At 56.4% G+C, this 25,653-nt stretch carries 20 protein-coding genes; 15 read left to right on the top strand and 5 right to left on the bottom strand.

What is annotated here, in order from left to right:
* The first annotated feature begins 63 nt into the window (after positions 1-63).
* From C7402_RS20740 to fghA, 5 genes are all read left to right on the top strand, one after another.
* Positions 64-915 (top strand): aromatic ring-hydroxylating oxygenase subunit alpha, encoded by an 852-nt coding sequence (locus C7402_RS20740; RefSeq protein WP_116611888.1) that lies wholly within the window; start codon positions 64-66, stop codon positions 913-915.
* 18 nt (positions 916-933) lie between these two features.
* Complete coding sequence (locus tag C7402_RS20745) at positions 934-2,700, top strand: Rieske 2Fe-2S domain-containing protein (RefSeq protein WP_116611889.1); 1,767 nt, start codon at positions 934-936, stop codon at positions 2,698-2,700.
* A gap of 12 nt (positions 2,701-2,712) precedes the next feature.
* Positions 2,713-3,357, top strand: coding sequence for a glutathione S-transferase family protein (locus tag C7402_RS20750; RefSeq protein WP_116611890.1), 645 nt, complete (start codon positions 2,713-2,715; stop codon positions 3,355-3,357).
* Positions 3,358-3,470: 113 nt separating this feature from the next.
* Positions 3,471-4,577 (top strand): S-(hydroxymethyl)glutathione dehydrogenase/class III alcohol dehydrogenase, encoded by a 1,107-nt coding sequence (locus C7402_RS20755; protein WP_116611891.1) that lies wholly within the window; start codon positions 3,471-3,473, stop codon positions 4,575-4,577.
* A gap of 12 nt (positions 4,578-4,589) precedes the next feature.
* Positions 4,590-5,453, top strand: coding sequence for an S-formylglutathione hydrolase (gene fghA / locus C7402_RS20760; protein WP_116611892.1), 864 nt, complete (start codon positions 4,590-4,592; stop codon positions 5,451-5,453).
* 230 nt (positions 5,454-5,683) lie between these two features.
* Here the strand turns inward: fghA and C7402_RS47735 are convergent, their stop codons facing one another.
* A complete protein-coding gene (locus C7402_RS47735) occupies positions 5,684-5,902 on the bottom strand; it encodes a hypothetical protein (RefSeq protein WP_116611893.1) in 219 nt (72 codons plus the stop codon).
* Positions 5,903-6,194: 292 nt separating this feature from the next.
* Here C7402_RS47735 and C7402_RS20770 point away from each other — a divergent pair, with 292 nt between their 5' ends.
* From C7402_RS20770 to C7402_RS20790, 5 genes are all read left to right on the top strand, one after another.
* Positions 6,195-6,896 carry a hypothetical protein gene (locus tag C7402_RS20770; protein WP_116611929.1) on the top strand — a complete coding sequence of 234 codons (702 nt, stop codon included), beginning with the start codon at positions 6,195-6,197 and terminating at the stop codon, positions 6,894-6,896.
* A 5-nt stretch (positions 6,897-6,901) separates the two neighbouring features.
* Positions 6,902-7,456 carry a hypothetical protein gene (locus C7402_RS20775; RefSeq protein WP_116611894.1) on the top strand — a complete coding sequence of 185 codons (555 nt, stop codon included), beginning with the start codon at positions 6,902-6,904 and terminating at the stop codon, positions 7,454-7,456.
* A 142-nt stretch (positions 7,457-7,598) separates the two neighbouring features.
* Positions 7,599-8,126, top strand: coding sequence for an H-NS family nucleoid-associated regulatory protein (locus C7402_RS20780; protein WP_341869252.1), 528 nt, complete (start codon positions 7,599-7,601; stop codon positions 8,124-8,126).
* A 129-nt stretch (positions 8,127-8,255) separates the two neighbouring features.
* On the top strand, positions 8,256-9,260 hold the full coding sequence (locus C7402_RS20785) for a hypothetical protein (RefSeq protein ID WP_116611896.1): 1,005 nt from the start codon (positions 8,256-8,258) through the stop codon (positions 9,258-9,260).
* Positions 9,261-9,464: 204 nt separating this feature from the next.
* Positions 9,465-10,805: a DnaB-like helicase C-terminal domain-containing protein gene (locus C7402_RS20790; RefSeq protein WP_165841935.1), complete on the top strand. Its 1,341-nt coding sequence runs from the start codon at positions 9,465-9,467 to the stop codon at positions 10,803-10,805.
* 102 nt (positions 10,806-10,907) lie between these two features.
* Here the strand turns inward: C7402_RS20790 and C7402_RS20795 are convergent, their stop codons facing one another.
* Positions 10,908-12,935 (bottom strand): hypothetical protein, encoded by a 2,028-nt coding sequence (locus tag C7402_RS20795; protein ID WP_116611898.1) that lies wholly within the window; start codon positions 12,933-12,935, stop codon positions 10,908-10,910.
* A gap of 163 nt (positions 12,936-13,098) precedes the next feature.
* Between C7402_RS20795 and C7402_RS46330 the strand changes: the two genes are divergently transcribed.
* From C7402_RS46330 to C7402_RS20815, 5 genes are all read left to right on the top strand, one after another.
* Positions 13,099-13,398 carry a hypothetical protein gene (locus C7402_RS46330; RefSeq protein ID WP_133254515.1) on the top strand — a complete coding sequence of 100 codons (300 nt, stop codon included), beginning with the start codon at positions 13,099-13,101 and terminating at the stop codon, positions 13,396-13,398.
* Positions 13,399-15,656: 2,258 nt separating this feature from the next.
* Positions 15,657-16,640 (top strand): tyrosine-type recombinase/integrase, encoded by a 984-nt coding sequence (locus C7402_RS20800; RefSeq protein ID WP_165841936.1) that lies wholly within the window; start codon positions 15,657-15,659, stop codon positions 16,638-16,640.
* Entirely contained in the window at positions 16,637-18,193 is a 1,557-nt protein-coding gene (locus C7402_RS20805) for a site-specific integrase (protein ID WP_116611900.1), read from the top strand. The genes C7402_RS20800 and C7402_RS20805 overlap by 4 nt, the downstream gene beginning before the upstream one ends.
* Positions 18,190-20,232 carry a hypothetical protein gene (locus C7402_RS20810; protein WP_133254516.1) on the top strand — a complete coding sequence of 681 codons (2,043 nt, stop codon included), beginning with the start codon at positions 18,190-18,192 and terminating at the stop codon, positions 20,230-20,232. The genes C7402_RS20805 and C7402_RS20810 overlap by 4 nt, the downstream gene beginning before the upstream one ends.
* Positions 20,219-20,734 (top strand): hypothetical protein, encoded by a 516-nt coding sequence (locus C7402_RS20815; RefSeq protein WP_133254517.1) that lies wholly within the window; start codon positions 20,219-20,221, stop codon positions 20,732-20,734. The genes C7402_RS20810 and C7402_RS20815 overlap by 14 nt, the downstream gene beginning before the upstream one ends.
* 194 nt (positions 20,735-20,928) lie before the next feature.
* Here the strand turns inward: C7402_RS20815 and C7402_RS20820 are convergent, their stop codons facing one another.
* From C7402_RS20820 to C7402_RS20830, 3 genes are all read right to left on the bottom strand, one after another.
* Positions 20,929-23,781, bottom strand: a complete 2,853-nt coding sequence (locus tag C7402_RS20820) for an EAL domain-containing protein (protein ID WP_116611903.1) — start codon at positions 23,779-23,781, stop codon at positions 20,929-20,931.
* A gap of 193 nt (positions 23,782-23,974) precedes the next feature.
* Entirely contained in the window at positions 23,975-24,286 is a 312-nt protein-coding gene (locus tag C7402_RS20825; protein ID WP_116611904.1) for a GIY-YIG nuclease family protein, read from the bottom strand.
* An 82-nt stretch (positions 24,287-24,368) separates the two neighbouring features.
* A complete protein-coding gene (locus C7402_RS20830; RefSeq protein ID WP_116611905.1) occupies positions 24,369-25,541 on the bottom strand; it encodes a GNAT family N-acetyltransferase in 1,173 nt (390 codons plus the stop codon).
* Between the last annotated feature and the right edge of the window lie 112 nt (positions 25,542-25,653).

A 25,653-nucleotide genomic window follows, 5' to 3' on the forward strand; every position in this document is an offset into this window, starting at 1 on the left:
TTTTTTAGTATAGATTCTGGTATACCAGATTGTGAATCTGACAAGCCAACGTAGGAGATACACGTGAATTTTGAGCAGCAACTGTTCGATGACTGGCACCCTGTGGCGGCGCTCGACGACATCGTGTCGGGTCATGTTTTCCATACGCGCCTGCTTGGTCGCGAGGTGTCGTACGAGAAGGTTGGAGACGTTGTCGCCGCGAAGTGGAACGACAATGGAACGCATAGACCGCTCTATGCGAAGGAGCGGTATGGAACTCTTTGGCTTTCCTTTGCCTCGAATCCGAGGGACCTCTTCCTAGTCCCTGAGTTTTCTGAAAGCGACCGCCGTATCGTTTCTGCCGGGTCGGCTCGCGTAAATACATCGGGGCTGCGAGCCATCGAGAATTTCCTCGATATGGCGCATTTTCCGTTTGTGCACACAGACATCCTCGGGGCGGAACCGTTTACTGACGTCGCGCCGTACAAAGTGACGCACGACGAGCAGGTCGATGAAATTATCGCCACCGAATGTCGATTCCCCCAGCCGCGAGGCTCGGCTACGGCCACCGAAGCGATTGACATGGAATACATCTATCGCATCACGCGGCCTTACATCGCGATTCTTTACAAGACCTGTCCGCTGGACCCTTCGCGCTGGGACGTACTCTGCCTCTTTGTTCAACCGGTAGATGAAGAATGGTGCGTCGCGCATACGTTGATGTGCTACGTCGACGACGTTAACAGTGACGAACAGTTGCGGCATTTCCAGCAGACCATTTTCGGCCAGGATTTGATGATTCTCATCAATCAGGTGCCGAAGCGACTGCCGTTGTCGGTCAACCGTGAGACTCCGGTCCGGGCCGACGTCCTTGCAACGGCATATCGCCGCTGGATGCGCGAAGGCGGCTTGAAATACGGCGCAATTGTGGATTGATATAGGGACTTCAGATTCATGACTTCTTTCGATGGAAACCGCTGGTACCCCGTTACCAGCGCCGAGGCTCTTAGCCAGCGTCACGTCTTTCAGGCATCACTCGCAGGGCAGGAACTCGCTATTTGGCGCGACGACAATGGCATCGTCAATGCCTGGGAAAATCGCTGTCCTCATCGCGGCCTGAGGCTTTCTCTTGGCGTGAATGTTGGCCACGAGCTTCGCTGCCAGTATCACGGTTGGACATATGAAAGCGGCTCTGGAGGTTGCACCTTCGTGCCGGCTCATCGGGACGCAACTGAGCCGAGCAAGGCCTGTGCGAAGACGTTTGCCGTTCGTGAATCTGCGGGTTTGATATGGGTCTCACTCGGAACCCCGGTCGGTGACCCTCCCATCATAAAGACACAAGTGGACGGCGTATCTGCAACTTTTCTGAGAAGCCTGCCGTTCAACGTTCCTGCACAAGAGGTCGCAAAAAGCCTTCTCGAAGATGGGTTGTGCTTTGATGAATGCTTCGGTGGCGAATCGAAGAGCGTTGGCTTTCGCCGGTATGGCGATGACATTGTTGAAATATCGACAGGGCAGGATGGTCAACCAGGGCTGCATTTCTATATTCAACCGCATTCGCAGGACAAAGCAGTGGTGCATGCGATGGCCGCGCGCATGCCATCCATCACTCTTGACTTCCTGACTCGCTTCTCACACGTGCTTGGAGAGTTCAGACGTGCGCTTGAGCGGGCAAACGCCAAAGAGCCTGTGAAGAAGGGCATTGTATCGGCAAAAGCTGCGCCTATTCCCGTGCAAGTTCCCGTCGTGGTCGCGACACCGCAAGCTAATTCAGCCGAGTATCGCTGTACGGTGAGCTCGCGCGTGCAGGAAACCGCAGACATTGTTTCGTTTGGTCTTACGCCTGTCGGCCGGCCGCTGCCTCAACTCACTCCCGGGATGCATGTGAGCGTGACGACGCCAGTCGGGCTCGTTCGGCAATATTCAATCCTCAATGCGCCCCACGAACGTGAGTCGTTTCTGATTGGCGTCAAGCGAGAGGTGCAGTCGCTAGGTGGTTCGCGTTCGATGCACGACGATGTGCAGGACGGCGTTGAACTCAAAATCACGGTTCCCCGCAATGGCTTCCCGCTGCGTCGGAACGGTCGTCGACCTGTCCTGATTGCCGGTGGCATCGGTATTACGCCTATCCTTTCGATGGCTCAGGCACTCAATGCGAGCGGCGATTCGTATGAGATGCACTATTTCGTTCGCACACCTGAGCATACTCCGTTCCGCGAGCGACTGCGCTCTCTTGGGAAAAACGTATATCTCCACACTGGACTCGACGCGTACGGAACCCGACAGCGACTCGAGGAAATTGTCGAGTTGCTTAATCCAGAATCGGCGGAGATATACACATGCGGCCCCGGGCCCATGATTGATACGGTGAAGGAAGTCGCAGTCGGACGCGGTTTCCCGGAGGAGTCGGTGCGCTTCGAGTACTTCAAGAACACAGACATCCCCACTGGCGGCGAGGCTTTCGAGGTGACACTCGCGAAGTCGGGCAAGACCGTCACTGTGGCAGCCGGGCAGACGCTTTTGCAGGCTTGCTGGGATGCTGGCGCACCCATTGAGGCGTCATGCGAGCAGGGTGTTTGTGGTACATGCATGACGGCAGTGCTCGATGGGGAACCGGAGCATCACGATACTTACTTATCAAAGCAAGAGCGTGCCAGCGGCAAGTGGATTATGCCGTGCGTATCCCGATGCAAGAGCAAGAAGCTCGTGCTCGATATCTAAAGTGAGTCTCACATGATAAAGCTCTACGATTACGAACTTTCCGGCAACTGCTACAAGGTACGGCTCCTGCTTAACATCCTTGGCGTGGAACACAAGCTTGAGCCCGTCGAGTTCTATCCGGGCAGAGAGCACAAAACCGACGTGTTTCTGAGAGTTAATCCTCTCGGGCAGCTTCCCGCGCTCATTGACGACCACGTGACGTTGCGTGACGCACAAGCGATTCTGGTCTATCTGGCGTCTCGATACGATACGGCCGGCACTTGGTATCCGGCATCGAATCCGCAACTCATTGGCGAAATTCAGATGTGGCTTTCGTTTGCCGACAGCCTCACTGGTTCTATCTCTGCGGCGCGTTTGCACGACCTGTTCTTCTTTGATTTCGACGACGACGCGTGTCGAAAGCGCGCGCACGAATTGCTGAGAGTCTTGGACGAGCATCTCTGGCTCCGCGAAAAGACGGGGGGGGAGTTCCTTTGCAGCCCATCGCAACCGACCGTCGCCGACATTGCCTGTTTTCCCTACATCGTATTGGCAGACGAAGGTGGAGTCTCGCTCGCAGACTACGGCGCAATCCGCCGCTGGACCGACCGCGTCAAACGCATACCGGGCTTTATCGTGATGTCCGGTGTCTTTCCCGCCTCGCCCTTGCCCACGTGACCGGGGCTGCGATTGCTTCAAGCAGCGAGTTGAAGCGATTGGCAGCCGCGGATTTGCCTGGGCGGCGGCCCCAGATTTTGCAGCCTCTTACTACCCCCTGAAGGGCTTGATACATGAAGACGAAAGCAGCTATCGCATGGAAGGCCGGTGCACCCTTGACCGTTGAAGAAGTAGACCTCGAAGGGCCGCGAGCAGGAGAGGTCCTGATTGAGGTGAAAGCTACCGGCATCTGTCACACCGACTATTACACGCTCTCCGGAGCTGACCCGGAGGGCCTTTTCCCCGCCATTCTCGGTCATGAAGGCGCCGGTGTGGTCGTGGATGTGGGTCCGGGTGTCGGCACGCTGAAGAAGGGTGACCACGTCATCCCCCTCTACACGCCTGAATGTCGTCAGTGCAAGTTTTGTCTGTCGCGCAAGACGAATCTATGCCAGGCCATTCGTTCGACACAGGGCAAAGGCCTCATGCCGGATTCGACGTCGAGATTTTCGCTCGATGGCAAGCCGCTGTTCCATTACATGGGTACATCAACTTTCTCGAACTACATCGTGGTACCCGAAATCGCGGTAGCAAAGGTGCGCGAAGACGCGCCGTTCGACAAGATTTGCTACATCGGTTGTGGCGTGACGACGGGCGTCGGTGCGGTGGTTTATTCGGCGAAAGTCGAAGCGGGCACGAACGTAGTTGTGTTCGGATTGGGTGGCATCGGCCTGAATGTAATTCAGGGCGCGAAGATGGTAGGCGCCGACAAGATTATCGGTGTTGATATTAATCCGGGGCGCGTCGAACTCGCGAAGAAGTTTGGCATGACCCACTTTATCAACCCGAAGGCGGTCGACAATGTTGTCGACCACATTGTGCAGTTGACCGATGGTGGCGCCGACTACTCGTTCGAATGCGTTGGCAATACCACATTGATGCGCCAGGCGCTCGAATGCACGCATAAAGGCTGGGGGCAGTCGTTTATCATCGGCGTCGCTGCCGCCGGTCAGGAAATCAGCACGCGGCCGTTTCAACTAGTGACAGGTCGCGAGTGGAAAGGCTCCGCTTTCGGTGGCGCGCGCGGTCGTACAGACGTTCCGAAAATCGTCGACTGGTACATGGAAGGAAAAATCAATATCGATGACTTGATAACGCATCACCTTCCTCTCGAACGAATCAACGAGGGATTTGACCTGATGAAGAAGGGTGAGTCCATCCGCTCGGTCGTAATCTACTGACAAGGAGGATTCATGCTCGATATTGTTGAATCACATCGTTGCTTTGGCGGCACGCAGGCGGTCTACAAGCATTCATCGAGCACGGTAAGCATGCCGATGAAGTTCTCGGTTTTCTTGCCCCCTCAAGCGGCTTCCCGAAAAGTACCCGTCCTCTTCTATCTTGCCGGCTTGACGTGCACGGAGGAGACTTTCCCAATCAAAGCGGGAGCACAGCGATACGCGGCAGAGCACGGAATTGCCTTGATTGCTCCCGACACCAGTCCGCGGGAAACCGGGATTCCATGGGAGAACAGTTCTTGGGAATTTGGGACAGGTGCGGGATTCTATGTTGATGCTACTGAATCGCCGTGGTCCAAGCATTTCCGGATGTACTCCTACGTTCGGGATGAGCTGCGTCGGCTAGCTATCGAGCACTTCCCGATTGACGGAACGAAGATAGGAATTTTCGGACACTCGATGGGAGGGCATGGCGCGCTGATTCTCGCGTTGCGGAATCCACATATTTACAAGTCAGTTTCAGCGTTTGCGCCAATTGCGGCACCGATGCGATGCGATTGGGGCCAAGGCGCATTCGCCGGATACCTCGGGCGGTTTCGGGATACCTGGAAGCAATACGATGCAAGTGTGCTGATGCAGACGATGCATAGCCCTTTCCCCACCGGGATTCTTATCGACCAAGGATTGGACGACAAGTTTCTAACGGATAAGCAGCTGAATCCTGAGATGTTTGAGGAGGCTTGCTTATCTGCTAAGCAGCCGCTGACGCTGCGTAGACATGAAGGTTACGACCACGGATATTATTTTATTTCCACGTTCATGGCCGACCATATTGCACATCACGCCAAGATTTTGAATGGTAGTGGTGCGGAAAACTGAGTTGTTAGGCGGGCGTCAACGCCCTTGGGGTGCGTTTCAGCTCCTGTCTCGCACCCTTTTTCGCCCCGACGTGTCGGGGCTTTTTTTTTCGTCCATGAAATTAATTGGAAGTTGGGCCCGTGGAAAAGACACGATTCAATCCCGTGCTTCCCGAGTGGTCGATGGCAGATAGGACATCTCCAGTGGGCAGGATTATGCGCGCGACGCTTGACCCATCGCGAATAGCCGACTTATAGATGCGCATCGACCCACGCGCGCGCCCATGCGAGACCCGCCTGCTCTGCTTCCTCCATAGTCTGGAATAAGCCGAGTACCCCGGAGGCTTCGACCAGCTTCTGTTCGCGAGTGATGGTCCCGCTCGAAGCAAACCGCCCCTGTTCAAGTAGTTCCTCCTGTTGCGCGATGGCATGTCCCCACAACACGCAGCCTTTGTACGTCTCTCTGTCCATTGCAGAACCACAGTCCTCGTGCGTCGTATTGACGTGTCGTGATTCTATGTGAAGCTGACGCCTAACGCCGCATTCATATGTCGCCGGCGATTCGCTTTGCACGTAGCGCGGTGTGCGTTTGCCGTCCGCGGCTATCGGTCGCGCCGCGCAGTCAAATTGACACAATCGTGGCATTGTCTGGATATTCGTCTAAAGAATGCCGGCGTTATCGCCGTTAGTGGTCTTCAAGGGACGCTGTAGACACCAAGACGAGGCGATTCTCGGTCGCTACACCTTCGCACAAGTGAGATTGATGGACCCATACGAAAACATTGTGATTGGAAACTTTCTTTACACCTTCGGGTTGTGCATCGGGCAACTGAGTGAAGAATCCGTGCGGCCGATGTGTGTGAATCTGCTACAGCAGTCACCGATTGACCAGGCGCTCGGTGACCTTATGGTCGCGAATACCGGTGTAACGCGGTTGATTGAGTTCAAGCGCGAGAGGAATGCCTCGGAAAAGGAAGAGACGAAGCGGCAGCTACTGTCGCGGGCATTGGTCGGAAATCCACATCTACAGGCGATTTCGCGAGAGATTCATTGGTATATCGAGACGTCGGATGAGGCGAATAGCCTGGTTTCGAGAGTTGTGCCCTACCTCGATTTTGCCGACACGCGAGCTGAGGCGACGACTATCGAGCATTTCACAGCTTCGAGTGCCGCTGATGCCGTGGCTAGGGTAATTGATGCGGAGACGCAGGCGGCATACAAGCAGTACGTGAATTTGGTCGCAGTGTCGCAGGGAGGCTTGCAGGGTGCATCGGGTGGACTAATCGTCAACTACAGTCAGAAGGATGGTCTCCGCTATGTCTTGGTGGCGGATATCCGAGACCTGCTCTTAAACCATCGCTTCGTCCGAGAGGCCTACTTCGAACAAGTGAGGCAACAGGCCATCGAGTTGAAACGTGAACAGGCCGTGAGGGAGCAGAGACTATCGCGAGGAAGGGGGAGGTAGCTGCCATGGGTTTGCGCTCTGATTCTGAAGGTCTCAAATACTCCTACGACGTCCTTGGGTCGTTGCTGGAGGCAGCTATCCGCGACCAGAAGCTTACAGGTGACGCCATCGTGTCTATGCAGCGCGTGTCGAACGAACTCGCGCAACACGGCAGTCGGTTGCCTGGAACGGTCGCCGCAGCCGTGAATAGCAACCTAAAGCAAACGATAGACAGCGCGGCGGAGGTACTGACCGAGCGGGTCAAGGACGCCAACGTGGAGGCTGACCGCGCGGCAGATGCATTTCGAAGGGCGACAAGACGAGCCACATTCTTTGTTTGCATTCCGGCGGTGTTCGCCACCGCGGCGCTTATGGCTACTTGGTATGGAGTTACCGCCCATTCAGTACACCAGCTAGAACAGGAGAAACTGAGTCTCCAACAAAGAGTGGACTATCTCTACAGTCAGGGCGGACAACTGGATGTTCGCAGTTGTCCTCTTTCCGATGGCAGGGCCGTTCCTTGCATACGAGTAGAGTCAAAAGGGCAAAACGGATACCACGTTCCCATTTGGGTGAGATAGGGCAGTTCGCGGAGTTGTCCTCCGCGTTGTTGCGCAAGAATCTGTGCGCTTTTAGCATTGAGAGGTAGCGCGGGTTTCTCAAGTTCGAGACGGTAGTGCTGACATTGGCTTCGCCTGCCGGCCTTCACGTGTGGCATAGTGCTTGAACTTCCCCAGTAAAGTGAAAGCAATGACCACACTTCAGTCTGTTCAGGCAAAAATCCTGAAGCTCCAGGCACAGGCGCAGGAACTCGCCGCTACGAAAAGCAAGGTCGGTCTCGAAAAGATTAGCGCGTTGATGGAAAAGCACGGCGTCACTGTCGCTGACATCGAGGCGTTTGTTGGCAAGCGACGTGGTCGTAAACCTCAATCAGGCATCGCAGCAAAGCAAGGCGGCGCCGCTGCGAAGTACGTTGACCCCAAGTCTGGTGCGACTTGGTCCGGCCGCGGCCGGGCGCCGGCGTGGATTGCAAACGCGAAAGACCGGACGAGGTTTCTGGTTGGAGGCGGCGCGGCGTCGAGCAGCGCAAAAGCAAAGGTACCGGCGAAGGCGGGCAACTACGTTCGTGGCCCGCAGCCAGCCCTATACCAGGACCCGGAGTCCGGCGCTACGTGGAGTGGCCGAGGACGCGCTCCAGCTTGGATTGCGGGGGCGAAAGACCGCTCCCGCTTTTTGATTGTGAAACCGTAAAGCAACGGACGCATTTGAATGGCGAGCGGACCTAGGTGGCTCCCCTAATCGTTGGGGACGAGTGAGCGTCGTTGTTCCACTTCCATCTGTCCGGACCACATCGATAACCCTTCGCGTCGCTATCAGTACATGTTTGACCTAGACTCCGTCCATACAGAATTGCTTTTTAATGCGCATATCGATGAGTTCCATGTTGTGGACAAGGACATGCTCTTCGGTGAATTGTCCAAAGGTAACTTTACGGATTTTCATCGAACTAGGGCGAGTGTGTACTTCCTGGCGAAGACACGGCGAGTTAAATTCTTGCCTGAGACGTTCGTTGTCGAGTCAGGCTTTTGTCTGAGTGGGAAGGTAAGGATTGGCAGTCGTGTCGAGACGGTGCGATTCAACGTCGCAAAGATTCTTTTTGAAGCAAGCGGAGTAAAGGAAGGCTTCACTTCTTGGGAGCATTGGGCTACCGAGGTAATGTCGGGCTGGGACGTGAGCGGTGCTTCGAACTTACCGGTAGACGAGATATATAGAAGGTTCAGTTCAATCGACTTTGAGCTATCCAGCGGCGCTTACTTGTACATTGATTGTAAGCTCCTGCAAGGTGCTAAGGGCGGTGAGTTGAAGGCTCGCACTGTCGTCAATCCGGTTCAGCTTGCCCACATGTTTGACTGGGACGTTTTCGACGACATCGAAGTCTTATATATTGGCAAAAGCAAGGGCAGCGTTCTCAATCGAACGTTGAACCACAACAAATGGGGGGCTATTACGAGTGCGGTCAGAGAAGACGAGATGGTGCTCGTATATTTCTTGAACATCTCGCATAGTCCGATTGCGAAGATGGTGCCTCACCAGATGTTAAGGGTGGTTGGTTCGATGACCGATGATGAATTGGACCGAGATGCGGTAAGCGTGATTACGGAGGCTGCTCTTATCAAGCATTTCTTCAAAGAGAAGGGTTTCAACGAGAAAATTGTGAATCAGCCGATAGAAGAAGTGGCCATGGTGAAGGAAATTCTCGTCGACCGTGGTTACACGGGAGTTTTAGTGGCGGTGCAACTTGAGGGCCCCTTGGGCGTGCTAGGTACAGACTTCACCGGGCATCATAATCATCACGTCGCTCGTTATACACTGCAGCAGCTGTAGTCGTTGAATTAAGCGCGCATTGTCTGTGGTGTTTCGGTGGGCGCTGTTCCAAGATGGTAGTCGACTGACGACTTGCCTGTTGCAAAGTACAACAATAGTTACAATAAGCACAGGGTCGGACATGGGCGCCATGTCGTCGGGCTGGAGCGCGCGCCGAAATGTGCTCGGAAATGCGTTTAAATTACTCATCGGATGATACACGGCATGGATGTCACCGAAGACCCGCAAGTCACCGTCTTCATTAGCTACTCGCACAAGGACGAGCGCTTCAAGGAGGCACTGGAGGAGCATCTCGCAGTTCTGCGGCGAGCGAAGAAGATTTCGCATTGGTCAGACAGAAAAATTGTTGCTGGGAGTTCGTGGGCAGCAGAAATCGACCGTAACATTGAGACTGCCGACGTCATTCTCTTGCTCGTTAGCCCAAGTTTCGTAGCGTCCGGATACTGCTACGAGAAGGAACTTGCACGTGCTTTGAAGAGGCATGAGGCCGAAAGCGCCGTCGTAATTCCGGTCTTTGTGCGTCCGTTGGACCTGATAGACGAACCTTTGATGGGTTTGCAGGGACTACCAAAGGACGCCATTTCAATCATCGAATGGCAGAACGAAGACTTAGGTTGGCGCGATGTCGCCCGGGGCCTTCGCGTCGTTATAGACGAACTACTTGAGCGGAAGCGCCGATATCATGAACCGTCGGGTTTCAGCACGCTTCAGGAAACATTGGCCGAAATGGTTGAGAGCCTCGACCGGCGTGACAAGTCCGGACCGATAAGCGGCATTTCCTTCGGCTTGCACGACGTTGACCATCTCACTGACGGAATACACGCTGGGCAACTAATAACAATCGCTTCTCGCCCAAGCATGGGCAAGACAAACTTAGCACTAGGTATAGTGTCATCGGTCGCTGTCTCCGGTCTGCCGGTGCTTGTCTTCAGCACCAAAACTCCGCGTCGCGACGTAATGAACAGGTTGATAACCATCACGGGCCGCGTTTCGCACACACGTTTCCAGGTTGGAAGGCTGAATGATGATGACTGGCCTCGCGTAACGCACGCGGTGCACCAACTGGCAGAAGCGCAGATTTTGTTTGACGATAGCACGGACTTGGCTTTCAGCGCATTGCGCGAAAGATGCATCTCCGCCAAGAGGAAGCTCGGCGCTCTCGGATTGGTGGTAGTCGACTCGGTCTCGTATATCAAAGTTTCTTCGGAGACTGGCGCCCATGAAGAGGTCATAGCTCGAGGACTCAAAGCGCTCGCCCGGGAGCTCGATTGTGCGGTTCTCGTGACAGCGCCGGTTTCCCGGACCGTCGAAATCCGTCCGAACAAGCGACCAAACTCACCTGACCTCCAAAACTGGCGCGAACTCGCAGACGAGTCCGATTTGGTCGCCTTTGTGTACAGGGACGAGTTCTACAATTTTGATTCGCCGGATAGGGGAACGGCGGAACTCATTATCGCTAAGAACCAGTATGGTCAGGTTGGTCCGGTGCGGCTTGTATTCGCGCCGGAATACGGGACCTTCTCTGACCTTACCTTTAATCCCTGAGCAGTCAATGTAGCGATACGTCGGATGCATTCGGTTTGGTCCGAAACTATGCGAGCTATCGCCGAGAAATTCCCGAGCTAGTAGATATCGTTTGAGAGTTGGTTAAGCCTTGTTTTCATCGGTTAGCGGTGAAACTGGTTGGTCCCAGATAGCGGCATCAAGGTGGGGTGCGCACTCTACGGTGATGTAGAACCACGGCCTATCGTCGTCGGATATGGAAAGGACCGGCATCAAGCGGTGTTTCACTGAGCGCTTCAGGAAGTCTAGCTGCGGTGGAGATGAAAAATACGACTTAGCGTTTTCGGCAAGACCCTCAAGACCCGAGTACAGAGGTAAGCTACGCACGAGTTTGTCTTCACCTGTCTCCGTCAAGACGACCGCGTTTTCCAGTGCCCCGTCAAAAAAGACCTTTAGTATGTGTTCGTCGACTATGGGTACGTCTTCGACGGGGAATCCGACGTGTATCGGATTGTTGAGAACCACCAGAGGTAGTACCTCGAAGCCTTCAGGACATTGGACGCCACGTGCTGCCAATTGTTCGCGAAACGCGGTTGCGTTGTCTCTAACAAACGCAGCTTTTCTGGCAATCTGATTTGCGGCCAGCTCAACTTTCTGTCTGTGGCGGGCGGTTTCTTGGGACTCGGTGGGCTGCAGCATGCACTTCACTTCGCCGACAAGAACGAGATTTTCGATTACAACGACGAGGTCTATCTCTTCGGGGCGCCGGCCCGGCACAGTGAAGTTCAGTGCTTCAGGGAGTACGGACGCTGATTCGGAAAGCGTCGGTGACTCCGCAGCAGACTCTGCAACGTGCGCCCGTATGAACCGTTCGAATACTGGTCCGCGCTGCTCGAGCTGTTCGCCGAGTTCGCGCAGCCACACATCTGTCAGGCGATGGATGTTCGGCGAATAGATGCCGGCTAGACATGGTGACACAGCCGTCCTGCTCACAGGAACGAGCGGATGTCCGTACAGTTCTTGGTGATATGCGCCGCTGTATGTGAGGAACTTGACGATGCTCGTGGCGCGACTCATCGCGACGCGCGCCGCGACCGATATCGCGCGAGCGATGGTTGCGACGTCGATAACCGGCAAGTATTGCGCAACCCACGCGTGAGGCTCACGGTCATCGGTGGTGTCGCTCTCAAAATCGAATAGCTTCAGCGAGATGGACTGGAGGACTGCCCATGCGGACATCAGGTTATATATGGTGCCACCGCTAAGTAGCGGACGCGGCCTGCTTAATAGCTCTTCGTAATAAGGCTCCTGTGCGTAGGATGCGGACGCAAGCCATCGTATGGCATCGTCGCGATTCGAGCTATGGTCATTGAGTATGTCGATGACGTAGTTGCCGTCCCTCCGGGAAATCCGCTTTACAGAGCGCGGCGCGGCCGCGAAAAGGGCGTGGTCTGGCCACAATTTCAGATTCTCAATTGAATTGTGGTGATACTGAAGGAGCAGGTTATCGAGTCTACGGCCTGAAACCCGATTCCGGACAATCCAGTCGTCATCCCGGGGCACAATCAGCGTTGCGTCACGCTTCTCTTCAATCCGGTAGCCGTTCCAAGCGAAGTCATCCCACTGCTCGCTCAGGTCATCGAACTGCGCACCAAGGTTGAATTCGACGAGCAAACGGTCCCAATCGACTTTTTTGAATGATGCGTTTCCGGTCAAGCCATCGGGTCCACTTCCCACGGAGCGAAGTGTTTCGCCAATCGAAAGTCTAACGCCAACCTCTGTCGCCTGGATGAGTTCATCAGGTGAGAAGGCGCCTCCTGGGGCCTCAATTTTTATGTTTAACTGATTAAGGGGAACGGCCGGCTTGCCATTACCCTGGGCGCCCGCGAGGAGGGTCTTCATGCGATGAATGATGGCGCGTGCGGCATGGTTGCCGACTGCCAGCGCGGCTCGAATCTTGGTAACGTCATTCAGACCGGATTCTGGGAGATAACGCATCGACCAGAGCCGTAGACACTTCTCATGTACCATCAAACCCGCGCGATACAGGTCGGCATCTGCGTCATCGGTGCCGAGACGCTCAAAGTCCCTAGTCCAAGTCTCTTCGCTGAAACGTTGCAGGTTCAATGGACTTGGCAGGTCGCGGTGTCGATAGGCCAGCAGGAAATCCATAGCTTTCGAGAGACGGGCAGTTGATGTACGCAAGCGTGATTCGGCCAGGGACCCCAGACCTGCTTGCATTGAAATTCTTGGCGGCCAGTGGTAGACCGCCAGGTTGGGCTAACATATTTTCCTCGGAACTGCATGCAGCCAATGGCCTGAGCGACGACGTGATATGGAAACGACCATTTTCGACAACGATGATACTGCCTACCTTGCGTGGGCCCAAGCCAATCCACTGGGATTCGTGCTTAACCGATATAGAGTCGGCACTTCCACAAGCTATCTCGTATTGCATCGAGCGACGTGCAATGCCGTCACGAAGCCGCGCCAAAGCGAACCGGGCGAATTCACGCAACGCGGCTACATCAAGGTTTGTTCGACAGACCTCGAGGAACTCCGGACATACGCGCGCTCAGTTGGTCGTATCGACGGCTCGTTTTCTAAGGTTTGCAAGCTCTGCGGCGTGGGCTGACAAGACGCGGGGGCGCAAACTAACGCATCTCATGCATTTCGCATAATGCGTGGCGGTTTGCGCGGTATCGAAGAGTGACGGCAACTAGCTACCTAAGCCGCCTCGTGCCTGCCAAAGAGTTGGAGACTGGGAGAATTGCTCCCCGGATTTCCCGGATTTCCCGGATTTGTGACTGCCACTTGGGCGTCGACGTCTCTCATGCGAGGTCAACGTCGAGCCACCGCTGCGCGAAGGGCGAATGGGGCAGCTAGTCGTTCCCTCCGGTGTCTTTAGAATTCGGGCTTTTAAGCGCGAGAAGGGCTCCGGCATCAGCAATCCGGATTGTCGAATCGTGGCGCGCGTCGCTGGCCCGTAGTCTCCGATGTCGCCGGACAATTATGACCGGGGTGCTCTCTGGCGGTTTGCCCCTGTGGCGCGAAAATACCTGAAACTCACGTTCGTCGAGCGGGTCGCTATCGCTTTGGGTGCGCAACTCATCGAATATCGGCTCTCGACGTCGCTTGTTGCAGAATGATGGGCGTTCTGTTGGCATCCACTCGTCGAGTAGCTCGCGCAAGTCTTCCGAGTGAAAACCGAGTACCTCCGAGAGTGCGCTTTCCTGCATTCTCTTCCGCTGGGCCAGTTGCTCTCCGGTTAGCCTGTCATCCCAATGCGCTTCGCCGTCAACGGTTCCGCGCTGAGTCGCTGCATTCAGTTCCCGGTAGCTTCCGAAGCCGCACATTTGCGCAGTGAGAGAAAGTGTAGCTGTGTGCGTCAATCGCCCCGGTGGGAGCAATTTCTTTAAATCCCTAGTCCGTCGCTTTACATCTGACGGGAGACAAGCAGAGTTGGGGGATAGAACCTAGGAGCGGTAAATTAAGACCATCGAAGTAGGCGGCAGGCTCCGGTACGGGACAGACGCCCCATGGCGATTCTTTCATAACGAGTGGAGGCTGAGGGCGGAATGTGTCGGCCAAGCGGTCCATGTAGTCCGAGTGGTTCCTTGGGGCGAATCGCTCCAATTCGCGCTTTGCTTCGTTCATTCGTTCTGTGTTCGTGGACCAAGTCGCCGAGGGATGCCGAGACGAGGGGCGCCACAGTTTGAGTAGATTCCGTGCTTCTTCAATCGTTACATTGAGGCACTTTTTTAGCGCGACTGCCTGCAGTTGTACTCGGTCGGTCATCGTCGGCTCGTCAATGTCCTCGTCCCATTTGTGCGGGTAGCCCCAGTCAAAGGCAAGGTACTCGAGCAAATTCGCATACGAGGCGTAGCCGAATACCTTCGCAGTCACCTCCAACGAGGTCGCTTCGCTCAGATTGACCGGTGAAAGGCGACGCAGTCCGTTCGCGATGCGTCGCGTATCTCTTGCAGATGCAGGAAAAAATGTGAACCACTCCGTATCGCCAAACATGGGCAATCTCCATTGGCGTCTGGATGCACACCAAAGCATTAGTTGAGAAGATTAATTAATCAAGATTTGAAATTGGAATATAAACCGTGTCGTTTCCCGCCTGATTTCGCTACCAGAAGGACCCCGCACCGCGAGCTCGATAATCGAAACGATGGAATCTTATAAACTCCTTTGTGCTCCCTAATCGTAGCGAAGCGGAGGTACGAGCGCATGATAGATGGAGTAGAAAGAGAGCGCAAGCGATTTATAAATATGCTTTTTGTTGATTTTTATAGCAGATGTAGATTCTTAGATAGCAGGTGTAGATATTTTTTGGTTTGGGGGAGGAAGCGGAATCTCTAACGTATCACATTCCAGAAGAATTAGATGATTCCCCGATATTCTGCAAGATGTTCTATTGCGAGAATTCACCCCATAATCTGGGCGGGGAATCGTACCTTGGGTACATGCATCGGCGATGCAACCGACCCACGAAGCTAGATATGTGAAATGCCGCGCAGCGATGATGGGCGGCGAGAGCCTACTCCCGAACGTTCTATTGCGAGCGCGAAGAGATTCTGTTCATGTTGAGTGATGAGGTGTTACATGCGCACTGTGGCATCAATCGACGCCAGCCCGAGTTCGATATACGCGGCGTGTCGGGCAGTGATGGTCAACAATCAAAGTCCTTACATGCTAAGTGACAGTCGCAGAATCGTATCAGACGGGCGCATGGAGCGACTCCCCATCATGATTCACCGCAGTACACGCATACCGCCGGTCCTTGCAAACATCCGTCTCTTACGCAGACGCACAGCTCTGGCGTCAGAATCGCGTATGAAATTGGGTGCGCACTTCTGTCACATATATTGGTGGACAGATGCCTTCATGCCAGATTTTGAGCAGCGCCTACTGAAGGGCGAAGTGCCAAACATACAGCTCATCCGTGACGGACTTATCAACTGGCTCAGGCACGCGTCGATAACACAAAGCATGAATCGAACCGCTCAGATGTTCGTTGGTGTAAATACATACAATGCCAGAGTGAGGGCATTGAGGGGCCTCATTGATGAAGCTTTGGATTTAGCGATTGCTGATGCGAACAAATCGCTTGAACAAATTTCAAAAATAAAGATGCAACGCGAGGCATTGGATAATATCTTTGAAAGTAATCTCTTCGCACCGCAAGACGCGGACGAGCGAGAAGCGCTTAGCAAAGTTGAGCTCGAATTGCTTTTAGATGCTTCCAGGCCAGTATCGAGATTGAACCCTTGGCGCGGGTACATTCCGAAAATCAGAAACTACCCAATGACGCTCCTTCTCTTTAGACAAGGAATTAGGAGAGGTGAACTTGCGGGGATGATGAAGGATGATGTGTTGGAAATCGAAGGGCAACACTACATTCGGGTTTTTCGCCGCCCGGACGATGATAGAGACCCGCGAAAACGCCAACCGGCAGCGAAGACTCAACCAAGAGTGCTTCCGATTTCTATAGAGACATGGACAGTTCTTCAGCATTACATTCGAAAGGTCAGACCGATGACAAAGGCTGCTCTCGAGCATGATTATCTTTTCGTCAGCTCTCGCACGGGAGCGCCGCTGAGTTTGTCCGGAGTCAATATAGCAATAGCTCAGTTAGGTTTCGTGTTAGGCAGGAGAATCTTCCCCCATATAGGGCGCCATACGGTCGCGAGCGATTATCTTGCCGACGCGCGTGAGGATGGCAAGACAGAAAAGGAAGCACGCGGAGGCCTAATGTCCCTTTGCGGCTGGAAAAGTGAAGGAAGCGTGGAAAGATATACGAAGCGGGAAAGAGACCGGACCCGAGACGAAGTTCTCAAAAAGCATCAAAGGAAGGTATTCGACGAATGAATCTGACACTCGATTTGTTTAGCTCAGAAGCTTATCGACTCCCACCCGTTCCTGAGTCAACGGTCGACCGAGCTAAGCGGGTGGTCGACACGTCATCTGATATTTGGAAACTGGATGACGACCACAGATATGTATGCTTGAGGTGGAAAAAACTCGAGCTTGGTGAGTCGTTGTTTCTTGCTTCGATTCAGCACTATCTTTTTAAACTGATTGGAGGAAACAGTCCACAGTATTTGCGGAATATTTTTGGTACGTTCAAGTATTGCCTGTCGATAACGGACCAGCGGATTTGGCCGTCCGGCCAAGATGCAGACCCGGACGCATTTGAGCAACAACTTTGGGACTGGCTTCGTGAGGTCGTCAGGGCGCTTAGGGCAAAGTCTTCGCTGCATCGATTCTGGAATGTCCGAACATGGCTCATCTACGCGGCTGACAACTGGCCGGAGCTTGGGTTCAGCGCAGAGCTATGTATGGCGTATGCAGGCCTGGAACTGCCACAGAATCCGACCGGATTGAACGTCCACAGCGACGACCCCGATGTGGGACCTTTGTGGCCGGACGAATTACACGCATTAAAAATGGCCTTGCTGAAAGACGCCTGTCGAGAACATCGGTCAGTCCAAGAGCGTGCAGCTGTGCGGCTCTGTCTCGGTTTCGGGAGAAATCCAAGAAACTATTGCTTGCTGTTGCAGAGCTATCTCTCGAACAAGCTTAAGCGCCGGCTGCCTGAGGACGAAGGGTGGATTTTGAAAATTCCTCGCATCAAAAAGGCGGCCACTAAACACGGAAGGCACAAACTTAAGGAGGTTTATTGCGGAAAGAATATAGTCGCCTCTGTTCTTGAGCTTGTGAAATCCAACAGAGAATTGAAGGTGAATAGAGTCGACCCGCCGCTCTTCATTTCAGAGAATGCCAGGCGAGATGGAAGTCTTACCGAACTGTGCATGGACAGCCATGAGTTCTCAGATTTGCTTCACTCATTCGTGAAGAGAATGGGGGTTCCTTCGCGAGTGAACGATAAGCTTTTGCATCTGACTCCCCGGCGACTCAGATATACGTTTGCAACGACGCTCGCGCGGTCAGGCATATCCAAGCAGGCTTTGGCAGATGCGCTTGACCACTCAAACACTAAATGCGTGCATGTCTATTTCGCGATGGGTAAAGATATGCTTCCTCAAATAGACGCTGCTTTCGAGAGCAACGGGGGGCAGTTAGTGTCGTGGTTCTCGGAGCCAATTTGGCCGGGCGAGGAAACTAATGTCAATGTGCCCGGAATGCGAATTCGGGTGGCAGGCGCCGATGAGTCTACGGAGGATGATGGAGGCGCGTGTGCTCGCGAGGTGGGAAGCAGTTGCGGGTTAGACGTTCCACTAGCATGTTACGGCTGCCACAAATTTCAGCCATTTTGGAACGGCCCGCACGAGCAAGCCTTGAGACAGGTTGAAGACAGGATTGACGGCATCAGAGAATTTAAGAACGCGGAAGCGGAGCTTTCAGCGCTGAAGCATCGAGTGGAGTCACTTATCAAACGATGCGCGGGAAAAAAGAAATGAGAGGAAAGAAGAAGCGGTCACGTACGCCTCGGGAGAGTCTGCAGTTTATTTCGGAGCTCTCAAATGACCCCAATCTCAATCTAGAGCGCGTGGTCGCCAAGGCGAAACAGTTGAATCCATTCTCGCACGACTGGGAGGTGGATGTTTGGGCACTAGGGCATCATTTCAATCCCAGTGGTACGTTCATACCTGACGCCGTTCCGATAACCTCGTTCGACCCTGGTTCTCGAAGGATAACAAGTGTCACGTTGATATTTGATGATTTGTATAGGGGAGGTAAGGATAAAACCAAGGTGGTCGATACAATTGATTTTTCAAAGGCATTCGTGGCTCTTCGCCAGTTTCTGAGCGCTCGTGGGAAGTCGATGGTAACGCGCGACAACGACGTGCTGAGGGCGCTCTTTGGGCAGTTGAAGGATATTGACTATCGTATCGAGATGATTTCTCGCCGTCACTTTGAACGAACCCAAAGATATCTTTCAGAGAAGTACAAGCACGCGACCTGCTATGTTCGGTGTTCAGTGCTCACCTGTATCGCAAGGTTTATTGATAACAATGGATTGTCACGGTTCAGGCTGGACTGGAAGTCGAGATTGTCTTCAACAGAGCCTTCCAAGATTCAGGAGTTGATTGACCCGACGGTTCCCTCGGAGAAGCAAGAGCGTTTTGCTGAGGAGACGGCTGTGAGGGCTATTGGATACATGTATCAGACCATCCCTCGAGAGAATCATCGTGACCGGCTTCTCATTTGCTTGATTTCGCTTGCAGTAATCTTCGGGCTACGTGCGCGGGAGGTCGTGACGCTACCTATCGCTTCACTGTATCGAGATGGGGATGGGATTTTGCAGTTGCGGTACTTTCGCAGAAAGCGGGGCACCGGCGGCGGCGATTTCGCGCAGTCTTCCGAGGAAGAGGTGGATTTGAATGGAAAAATTGTTACCTATGTTGGACTGGATGAGAAGGTTGTTCCAACAATTTGGTGTGACATCGTTGTTGCTATCTTCGAGGAATTGTCATTGCTCACGGCTGAGGCAAGGAGAGTCGCTTTGGAAATTGAGGCGAGTGACTTTGTTCCATTTATGGAAAATAAATTGCCGAAGGAGCTTCTTACTTTCGTAGATATTGAAGAATTCTTTGGTCTTGCAGTGCACTCAGGCCGTGATTTTTGCGAGGCGCGCGGCATAAAACACTGTGGGAAAAAGGGAAGGGCGTTCGTGTTTAGCAGCGTTGACGTTCTCGACGCGCTGGCGCGGGATGTGTTTGTTGGGCCGATAATGTATGGGAGGAATGGCAAACCTATCATGCTCTCGGAGGTAGTTGGAATTGTTTTTCCAAATCAAATGCGAAGAAAAAGTGCAACCAATTTCACCTACGCTGTTTTTCCGCTGAATACCAACGTGCTTCGAGAATTTCTAGGCAATCGTCGGGAAATAGCTTCGGGGTTCGAGGCGTATGACGTTGGTGGAAAGGATGGGGATTTTCCGACGACGCGACCACATGCCTTGCGAAGTTTCATCAATGACTTGCTCGACAAAGGGGGGCTTAGTGAACTCGCACAGGCTGAGTGGTTTGGACGAAAGCTAAGTCAGAACGAGGCATATCATTCAAAAACCAGCTATCAGAGAGCGGACGAGTTACGCCCACAACTTACTAGTGGACGATTTGCGGGAAAGTTGGTGGATGCACTAGCGAGCGTACCCCAGAACGAAGTCGACGCCTACGCAGCTGCACGTGTGCAGACAATTCATGTGATTCCTGGCGGATTTTGCGTCCGCGAGTTCTCGCAGGAGTCATGTGACCTTCATTTTGACTGCAACAACGCGTGCGGTGACCTTTTGCTGGACGCAGAAAGCGAGCAGCGCCCGTTTTTTGTAAGCGCGACAAAAGCGCTAGAAATCAATGTCAAGGCAATGAAGGCTGCTATGAAGAGAGGGGCGGAAGTGTCGCTTGATGCGTTTGAGCACCAAATTCGCAAGCTGAAGACCTATCGAGAGGCGATTCGCCTCATCGATGAGCGGAGCAAGCGTGAGCAAAGCTGACGTGAGTGGCCGCCGCAGAATAAAGCGGAACAGCAAGATGACGCAGGCGGATATTGATGCCGCGGTCGAGCTTCTGGACGGCTGGGCGGACTCCCATCCGAGTACTCCCCTGAATTGGTCGCGCTTCACCAGCATCACGGGCTTTACTAGACCCGCGCTTTCGGCAAAGGAGTCTATTCAGGCGGCGTTCGTGCGGGCGAAGGAGGTTCAGCGGGACGTGAAAGCGCGGTCAAAGGCGTCACCGAACGAGCTGGAACGGCTGAGAGGCCGAATATCCGAACTTGAAGACCAGGTTGACACTCTTCGTGCAGCCGAAGAGAAGTGGCTGACCGACTGGCAGAAAGTGCTTTGTAATCTAATGGAGATGGGCATAAACGCAGCCGATGTTTTGGCTCCTATTTCTGCGGCCCATTGGCTGCATACAGAGGACGCCATCGATGCCTTCAAAAAGGAGAGGGGGCGGGGCGTCTACCAAAAGCGGGGCCGTTCAGACAAAAAGTGAAACTTTTGCCAAGTGTCCGAAACGACGGTTACGGCTTGAAATCCACATTGAATCAAATAGTTACGTCAATCTTGCACGATTTTCTGGCGGCGGACCGTTATTAAATCGCACGCTTCAAGCCTGATAAAAAAACCGCACGCGCCTGCCAGGGCCGTGCGGTTTTTTCATGCGCCCGCGGTCGAGCGCAGTCGGACTCAGTCCAGCTCGGCTACGTCCCGCACGACGTCCAGCCGCACGGGCCTACCCACGCCATAGCCCTGCGCATAGTCCACGCCCATCGCGATCATGCACGCCAGAATGGCGGTGTCTTCCACGCACTCGGCAATCGTGAGCTTGCCGGCCGCATGCGCGACCTCGTTGATCGATCGCACGATGGCCTGATCGAGCGGGTTTTCGATGATGCCGCGGATGAAGCTGCCGTCGATCTTCAGATAGTCGACGTTCAGGTGCTTGAGGTAGTTGAACGACGACATGCCCGCGCCGAAGTCGTCGAGCGCGAAGCGGCAGCCTTGCGCGCGCAGGCGCTCGATGAGCGTGATGGCGTCGTGCAGGTTGGTGATGGCGGCGGTTTCGGTGATCTCGAAGCACACGTGCGCGAACGGAATGGACCAGATGCGCTGCTGCGCCTCGATATAGTCGGCGAGTTGCCCGTCGCCGAGCGAAGCGCCGGAGAGGTTGATCGACCAGGTGCCGTGGCGGTGCGTGCCGGCGGCGATCATCGCGAACGCGCTCGCGATCACCCAGCGGTCGATCGCGGGCATGAGGTCGAATCGCTCGGCCGCGCCGATGAACGCCGACGGCTCCACGAGCTCGCCCGAGGCGGAGTGCATGCGCAGCAGCAGTTCGACGTGCGTGTCGTCGGGCGCGTTCGCCGCGGGCCGATGCGCGAGCGGCAGAATCTTCTGCCCGTACAGGCAGAACTGGCCGTTTTCGAGCGCCGCCTTGATGTCGGAGACCCACGCCATCTGCGCATGGGTTTGCGAAAGCTCCTCGTCGTCGTAGCGAAAGCGGTGCACGCGGTTGCGGCCCTTCTTCTTCGCCATATAGCAGGCCACGTCCGCCGTCTTCATCACTTCCTTCACGGACACGAGGCCCGCCGCGTCGCTCACGAGACCGATGCTCACGCTCGTCTGCACGATACGCCCCGCGCCCGTGAAGCGGATCGCGGCAATCGCCGCGCGCAGGTTTTCGGCGAGCAGCGAAGCGTGCGCCGCCGGGCAGTGCGGCATCACCACGCCGAACTCGTCGCCGCCCAGGCGCGCGATGATGTCCTCGCCGCGCAGCTCGCTCTTGAGCACGCGGCAGACCTGGCGGATCAGTTCGTCGCCGGTCGAGTGGCCGCACGTGTCGTTCACCACCTTGAACTGGTCGAGGTCGAGGAACATCACCGCATGGCCCGGTTGCGCGGGTTGCGCGCTCTCGCCGTTTTCGAGCAGCGTGGCGAGGCGCCGCTCGAATTCGCGGCGGTTATAGATATCGGTGAGCTCGTCGTGAGTGGCCTGGTAGGCGAGGCGCGCCGCGTGCTCGCGCAGCGCGCTCACGTCGTAAAGCACGATCACGGTGCCGATCACGCGGCGCTGCGCGTCGCGCAGCTTCGAGACCGAGTAGTCGACCGCGAGGCGCGAGCCGTCCGGGCGCATGACGTGGAGATTCGCGCTACCGGCATTCCCGGCGCTCCCGGCGTCGCCCATCGCGTGCGCGGTGTGCAGGACGTCGCGGCTGCGCGATGCGTCGGCGTCGTCGCGCAGATCGCAGATCGCGTCGAACGGCTGCATGACGATGTCTTCGGCCGCGCGGCCCAGCATGCGTTCGGCAACGGCGTTGCAGTAGGTCACACGCGCGGTGTCGTCGGTGCGGATCACGGCTTCGCCGATCGAGGCCAGCGTGACCTCGGCCAGCTCGCGCTCCGTGTACGCGCTTGCTTCGGCCGACTTAAGGCCTGAGATGTCGAAGAGGCAGCCGACCATGCGCACGGCGCGCCCGCGCGCGTCGCGCACCGCCTGGCCGCGCGCGCGGCACCAGCAGTAGCCGCCCGCGAGCGTGCGCAGGCGAAACTCCACGTCGAAGGTCGTTGCGCGCGCAAGGTGTTGGCGCAGCGCATGGCGCACGCGCGCGAGGTCCTCCGGGTGCACGAGCTGCGTGAGGCCGGTCTCGCTGTCGAAGCGGGTGCCCACGTCGTAGCCCAGCTGCTCGTAGAGCCAGTTCGAGAAGTAGCACTGGCGGCTGCCGATCTCCCAGTCCCACAGTCCGGCGTTGATGCCTTCGAAGCCGAGCGCGAGGCGTTCCTCGTTCTTGCGCACCTCCGTTTCGAGGCGGTCGCTGCGGGCGAGCGCGCGGCGGATGAACTCCGAGAACACGCCGAGCAGCACGATGGCGGCCGCGGCGAGCGCGAGTATGAGGATCGAGCGGATGGCGTGCGCCGCGTCGTCGAGCGAGCGCGAGAAGCCGCTTTCGATCGGCGCGAGCTGGCTGTCGATCTCGCGCAGATCGCGCACGAGGCTCGCGGCGTCCGGGGTATCGAGCTTGCCGGCGCGGGCAAGCGCGTGCAGTCGCTCGCCCGTTTCGGCCAGGCGCAGGATGTAGCGGTCGCCGATGTCCCAGAACGCTACCGCCGGGCGCATCCACGGTGTGTTTTTCAGCGTGCGGTAGCCCCACGTCATGCCGTCCATGTCGTCGCGCGCGATGTGGCCTTGCTCGAAGCCGCGCCGGATCGCCGTCGTATCGGGCTCGGTCCGGTTCATCTGGAGCTTGGCCGCGCGGTCGCCGAGCGGTACCGCAACGCCCGCGAGAAAGGCGCGGTAGTCGGCCTCGTCGCCCGAGCGCGCGTAGCGTTCGAGCGCGTGCACCGCGTCCTTCTGGCCCTTCGACCAGTTGCTTTCTCCGGCCACGTAGGCGAGCAGGATCGCCATGATCGCCACGCTGATCGAGGCGATCACACCCATGACTGCCGCGAGCAGCCATAGCGGCAGCAGGGCTGCGGTCGTGCGCCGCAGTCCATGCGCTCCTGGGGCTTGCCGGCTGGTCTCCGTCTTCTTCGGTCTCTTCATGCTCCACCGGTCCCGTCGGCCTGCAAGGTGAAATGCGAGGGGCGAGGGCACGCCGGGGGCAAAGACCGGCGTCCTGAGCGGGATATCGGCGGTGCGAGAAGGGGCTTTAGGCCTTTAGCGCGGGTGCTCGCTTAAAAAGCGCGGGACGGCTTGGCGCAAACGCTTGCGCGCCGGCCGCCGGGTTGAGCCAGGCTCAGCCTGGCGCTTCCTCTTGTGGTTCTTCGCTCACCGGTGGCGCGGGCAGCACCGATTCGAGCGTGCGCGCGCCCGCCGCGAGCGCGCGCTTTTCGGGCGGGCGCAGGCGCTTGACCCAGTATTCGGCGCTCGAAGCGCTCGCGCGGTCGGCGAACTCGAATTGCGCGAGCACCTGCACCGGCTTGCGCGAGCGCGTATAGCGCGCCCCCGTGCCGCTCGCGTGCTGGGCGAAGCGGGCGGCCACGTCGATGGCGATGCCCGTGTAGACGCTGCCGTCGGTGCATTCGAGGAGATAGAGGAACCACGGCATAGTGCTGGAAGCGATGATCGTTGGGGCAGGGGCGTTGCGGGAAGCTCGGGTGCGTCTCAAGTGCGTAACTCAGGTGCGCAGCTCACGCACGAAAAGGATTGCGCTCGTTGAGTTCGTGCATATAGGCGTGAATGTGGTTCGTCTCGCTTTCGAGAAAGCGCGCGACGGCATCGGCGAACGCCGGGTGCGCCAGCCAGTGCGCCGAGCGCGTGACGGTGGGCAGGAAGCCGCGCGCCATCTTGTGCTCGCCTTGCGCGCCGCCTTCGAACACGTCGAGCTTTTCCTCGATGCAGAACTCCAGCGGCTGGTAATACGCGGTTTCGAAATGCAGGCAGGGCACGTGTTCGAGCGCGCCCCAGTAGCGGCCGTAGAGCGTGCCGCCCCGACCGTCTTCGCCACGCTGCCACACCACGAGCGAACTCGCGATCGGCTTGCCGTCGCGCTCCGCGATCACGAGCAGCAGGTTCTCCGGCATCGTTTCGCCGAGCATGCGGAAGAAGTCGAGGTTCAGATACGGCGACGAGAAATGCTCGCGGTAAGTCTGCCGGTAGCAGCGGCTGAAGAAGCGCCATTCGGCGTCGCTGATGTCCTCGCCGCGCACGCGCCGCAGGGTCACGCCTGCGTCGCGCACCTTGCGGCGCTCGGCACGGATGTTCTTGCGCTTTTTCTGCTCCAGCGTGGCGAGGAAGTCTTCGAAGTCGCGATAGCCTTCGTTGAGCCAGTGAAACTGCACGCCCTCACGCTGCATCATGCCGAGGTCGGTCAGCGCTTCGGCGTCTTCCGTGGTCGGGAAAAGCACGTGCAGCGACGACACGTCGGCCTGCTCCGCGAAGGCGAGGAGCGTCGCGGCCAGGTGGCGGCGCGCGGTTGCGTCGGCGGCGATCAGGCGCGTGCCCTGGACCGGCGTGAACGGCACGGCGCACAGGAGCTTCGGGTAGTACTCGAGGCCGTTGCGCTTGTAGGCGTCGGCCCAGGCCCAGTCGAACACGTACTCCCCGTACGAATGCCCCTTCAGGTACACCGGCGCGGCGGCGGCGAGGCGGCCCGTGCGCGTGTCGGTGAGCGTGACGAACTGCGCCGCCCAGCCTTCGCCGGGCGCGGCACAGCGCGCGGCGTCGAGCGCCGTGAGGAATTCGTGGCGCAAGAACGGCGTAGGCTGCGCCTGGCGCGCGAGCAGCGCGTTCCATTCGGCGGCGTCGACCTCGGACGGTGAGCCGAGGATGCCCGTGCGATAATCGAAATGTTCCTGTTTCATGCGTGAACGTTGGCGTGGGTCGCGGCGACGGTGCTTGCCGCAGCAAACGGTCATGGTAAAGCAAACATCCCGGGCGGGTGAGAGCCGCCGCGCCTGCCGCACTGGCGCGAGC

The sequence above is a fragment of the Paraburkholderia unamae genome (assembly GCF_003096875.1).
Classification (GTDB): domain Bacteria; phylum Pseudomonadota; class Gammaproteobacteria; order Burkholderiales; family Burkholderiaceae; genus Paraburkholderia; species Paraburkholderia unamae.

What these genes read in the sequence shown, in the direction of transcription:
- C7402_RS20750 (WP_116611890.1), top strand. Translation starts at nt 2,713, where the DNA reads ATGATAAAGCTCTACGATTACGAACTTTCCGGCAACTGCTACAAGGTA.
- C7402_RS20745 (WP_116611889.1), top strand. Translation starts at nt 934, where the DNA reads ATGACTTCTTTCGATGGAAACCGCTGGTACCCCGTTACCAGCGCCGAG.
- C7402_RS20775 (WP_116611894.1), top strand. Translation starts at nt 6,902, where the DNA reads ATGGGTTTGCGCTCTGATTCTGAAGGTCTCAAATACTCCTACGACGTC.
- fghA (WP_116611892.1), top strand. Translation starts at nt 4,590, where the DNA reads ATGCTCGATATTGTTGAATCACATCGTTGCTTTGGCGGCACGCAGGCG.
- C7402_RS20790 (WP_165841935.1), top strand. Translation starts at nt 9,465, where the DNA reads ATGGATGTCACCGAAGACCCGCAAGTCACCGTCTTCATTAGCTACTCG.
- C7402_RS20810 (WP_133254516.1), top strand. Translation starts at nt 18,190, where the DNA reads ATGAGAGGAAAGAAGAAGCGGTCACGTACGCCTCGGGAGAGTCTGCAG.
- C7402_RS20800 (WP_165841936.1), top strand. Translation starts at nt 15,657, where the DNA reads ATGCCAGATTTTGAGCAGCGCCTACTGAAGGGCGAAGTGCCAAACATA.
- C7402_RS47735 (WP_116611893.1), bottom strand. Translation starts at nt 5,902, where the DNA reads ATGGACAGAGAGACGTACAAAGGCTGCGTGTTGTGGGGACATGCCATC.
- C7402_RS20830 (WP_116611905.1), bottom strand. Translation starts at nt 25,541, where the DNA reads ATGAAACAGGAACATTTCGATTATCGCACGGGCATCCTCGGCTCACCG.
- C7402_RS20785 (WP_116611896.1), top strand. Translation starts at nt 8,256, where the DNA reads ATGTTTGACCTAGACTCCGTCCATACAGAATTGCTTTTTAATGCGCAT.
- C7402_RS46330 (WP_133254515.1), top strand. Translation starts at nt 13,099, where the DNA reads ATGGAAACGACCATTTTCGACAACGATGATACTGCCTACCTTGCGTGG.
- C7402_RS20770 (WP_116611929.1), top strand. Translation starts at nt 6,195, where the DNA reads ATGGACCCATACGAAAACATTGTGATTGGAAACTTTCTTTACACCTTC.
- C7402_RS20820 (WP_116611903.1), bottom strand. Translation starts at nt 23,781, where the DNA reads ATGAAGAGACCGAAGAAGACGGAGACCAGCCGGCAAGCCCCAGGAGCG.
- C7402_RS20805 (WP_116611900.1), top strand. Translation starts at nt 16,637, where the DNA reads ATGAATCTGACACTCGATTTGTTTAGCTCAGAAGCTTATCGACTCCCA.
- C7402_RS20825 (WP_116611904.1), bottom strand. Translation starts at nt 24,286, where the DNA reads ATGCCGTGGTTCCTCTATCTCCTCGAATGCACCGACGGCAGCGTCTAC.
- C7402_RS20755 (WP_116611891.1), top strand. Translation starts at nt 3,471, where the DNA reads ATGAAGACGAAAGCAGCTATCGCATGGAAGGCCGGTGCACCCTTGACC.
- C7402_RS20795 (WP_116611898.1), bottom strand. Translation starts at nt 12,935, where the DNA reads ATGGATTTCCTGCTGGCCTATCGACACCGCGACCTGCCAAGTCCATTG.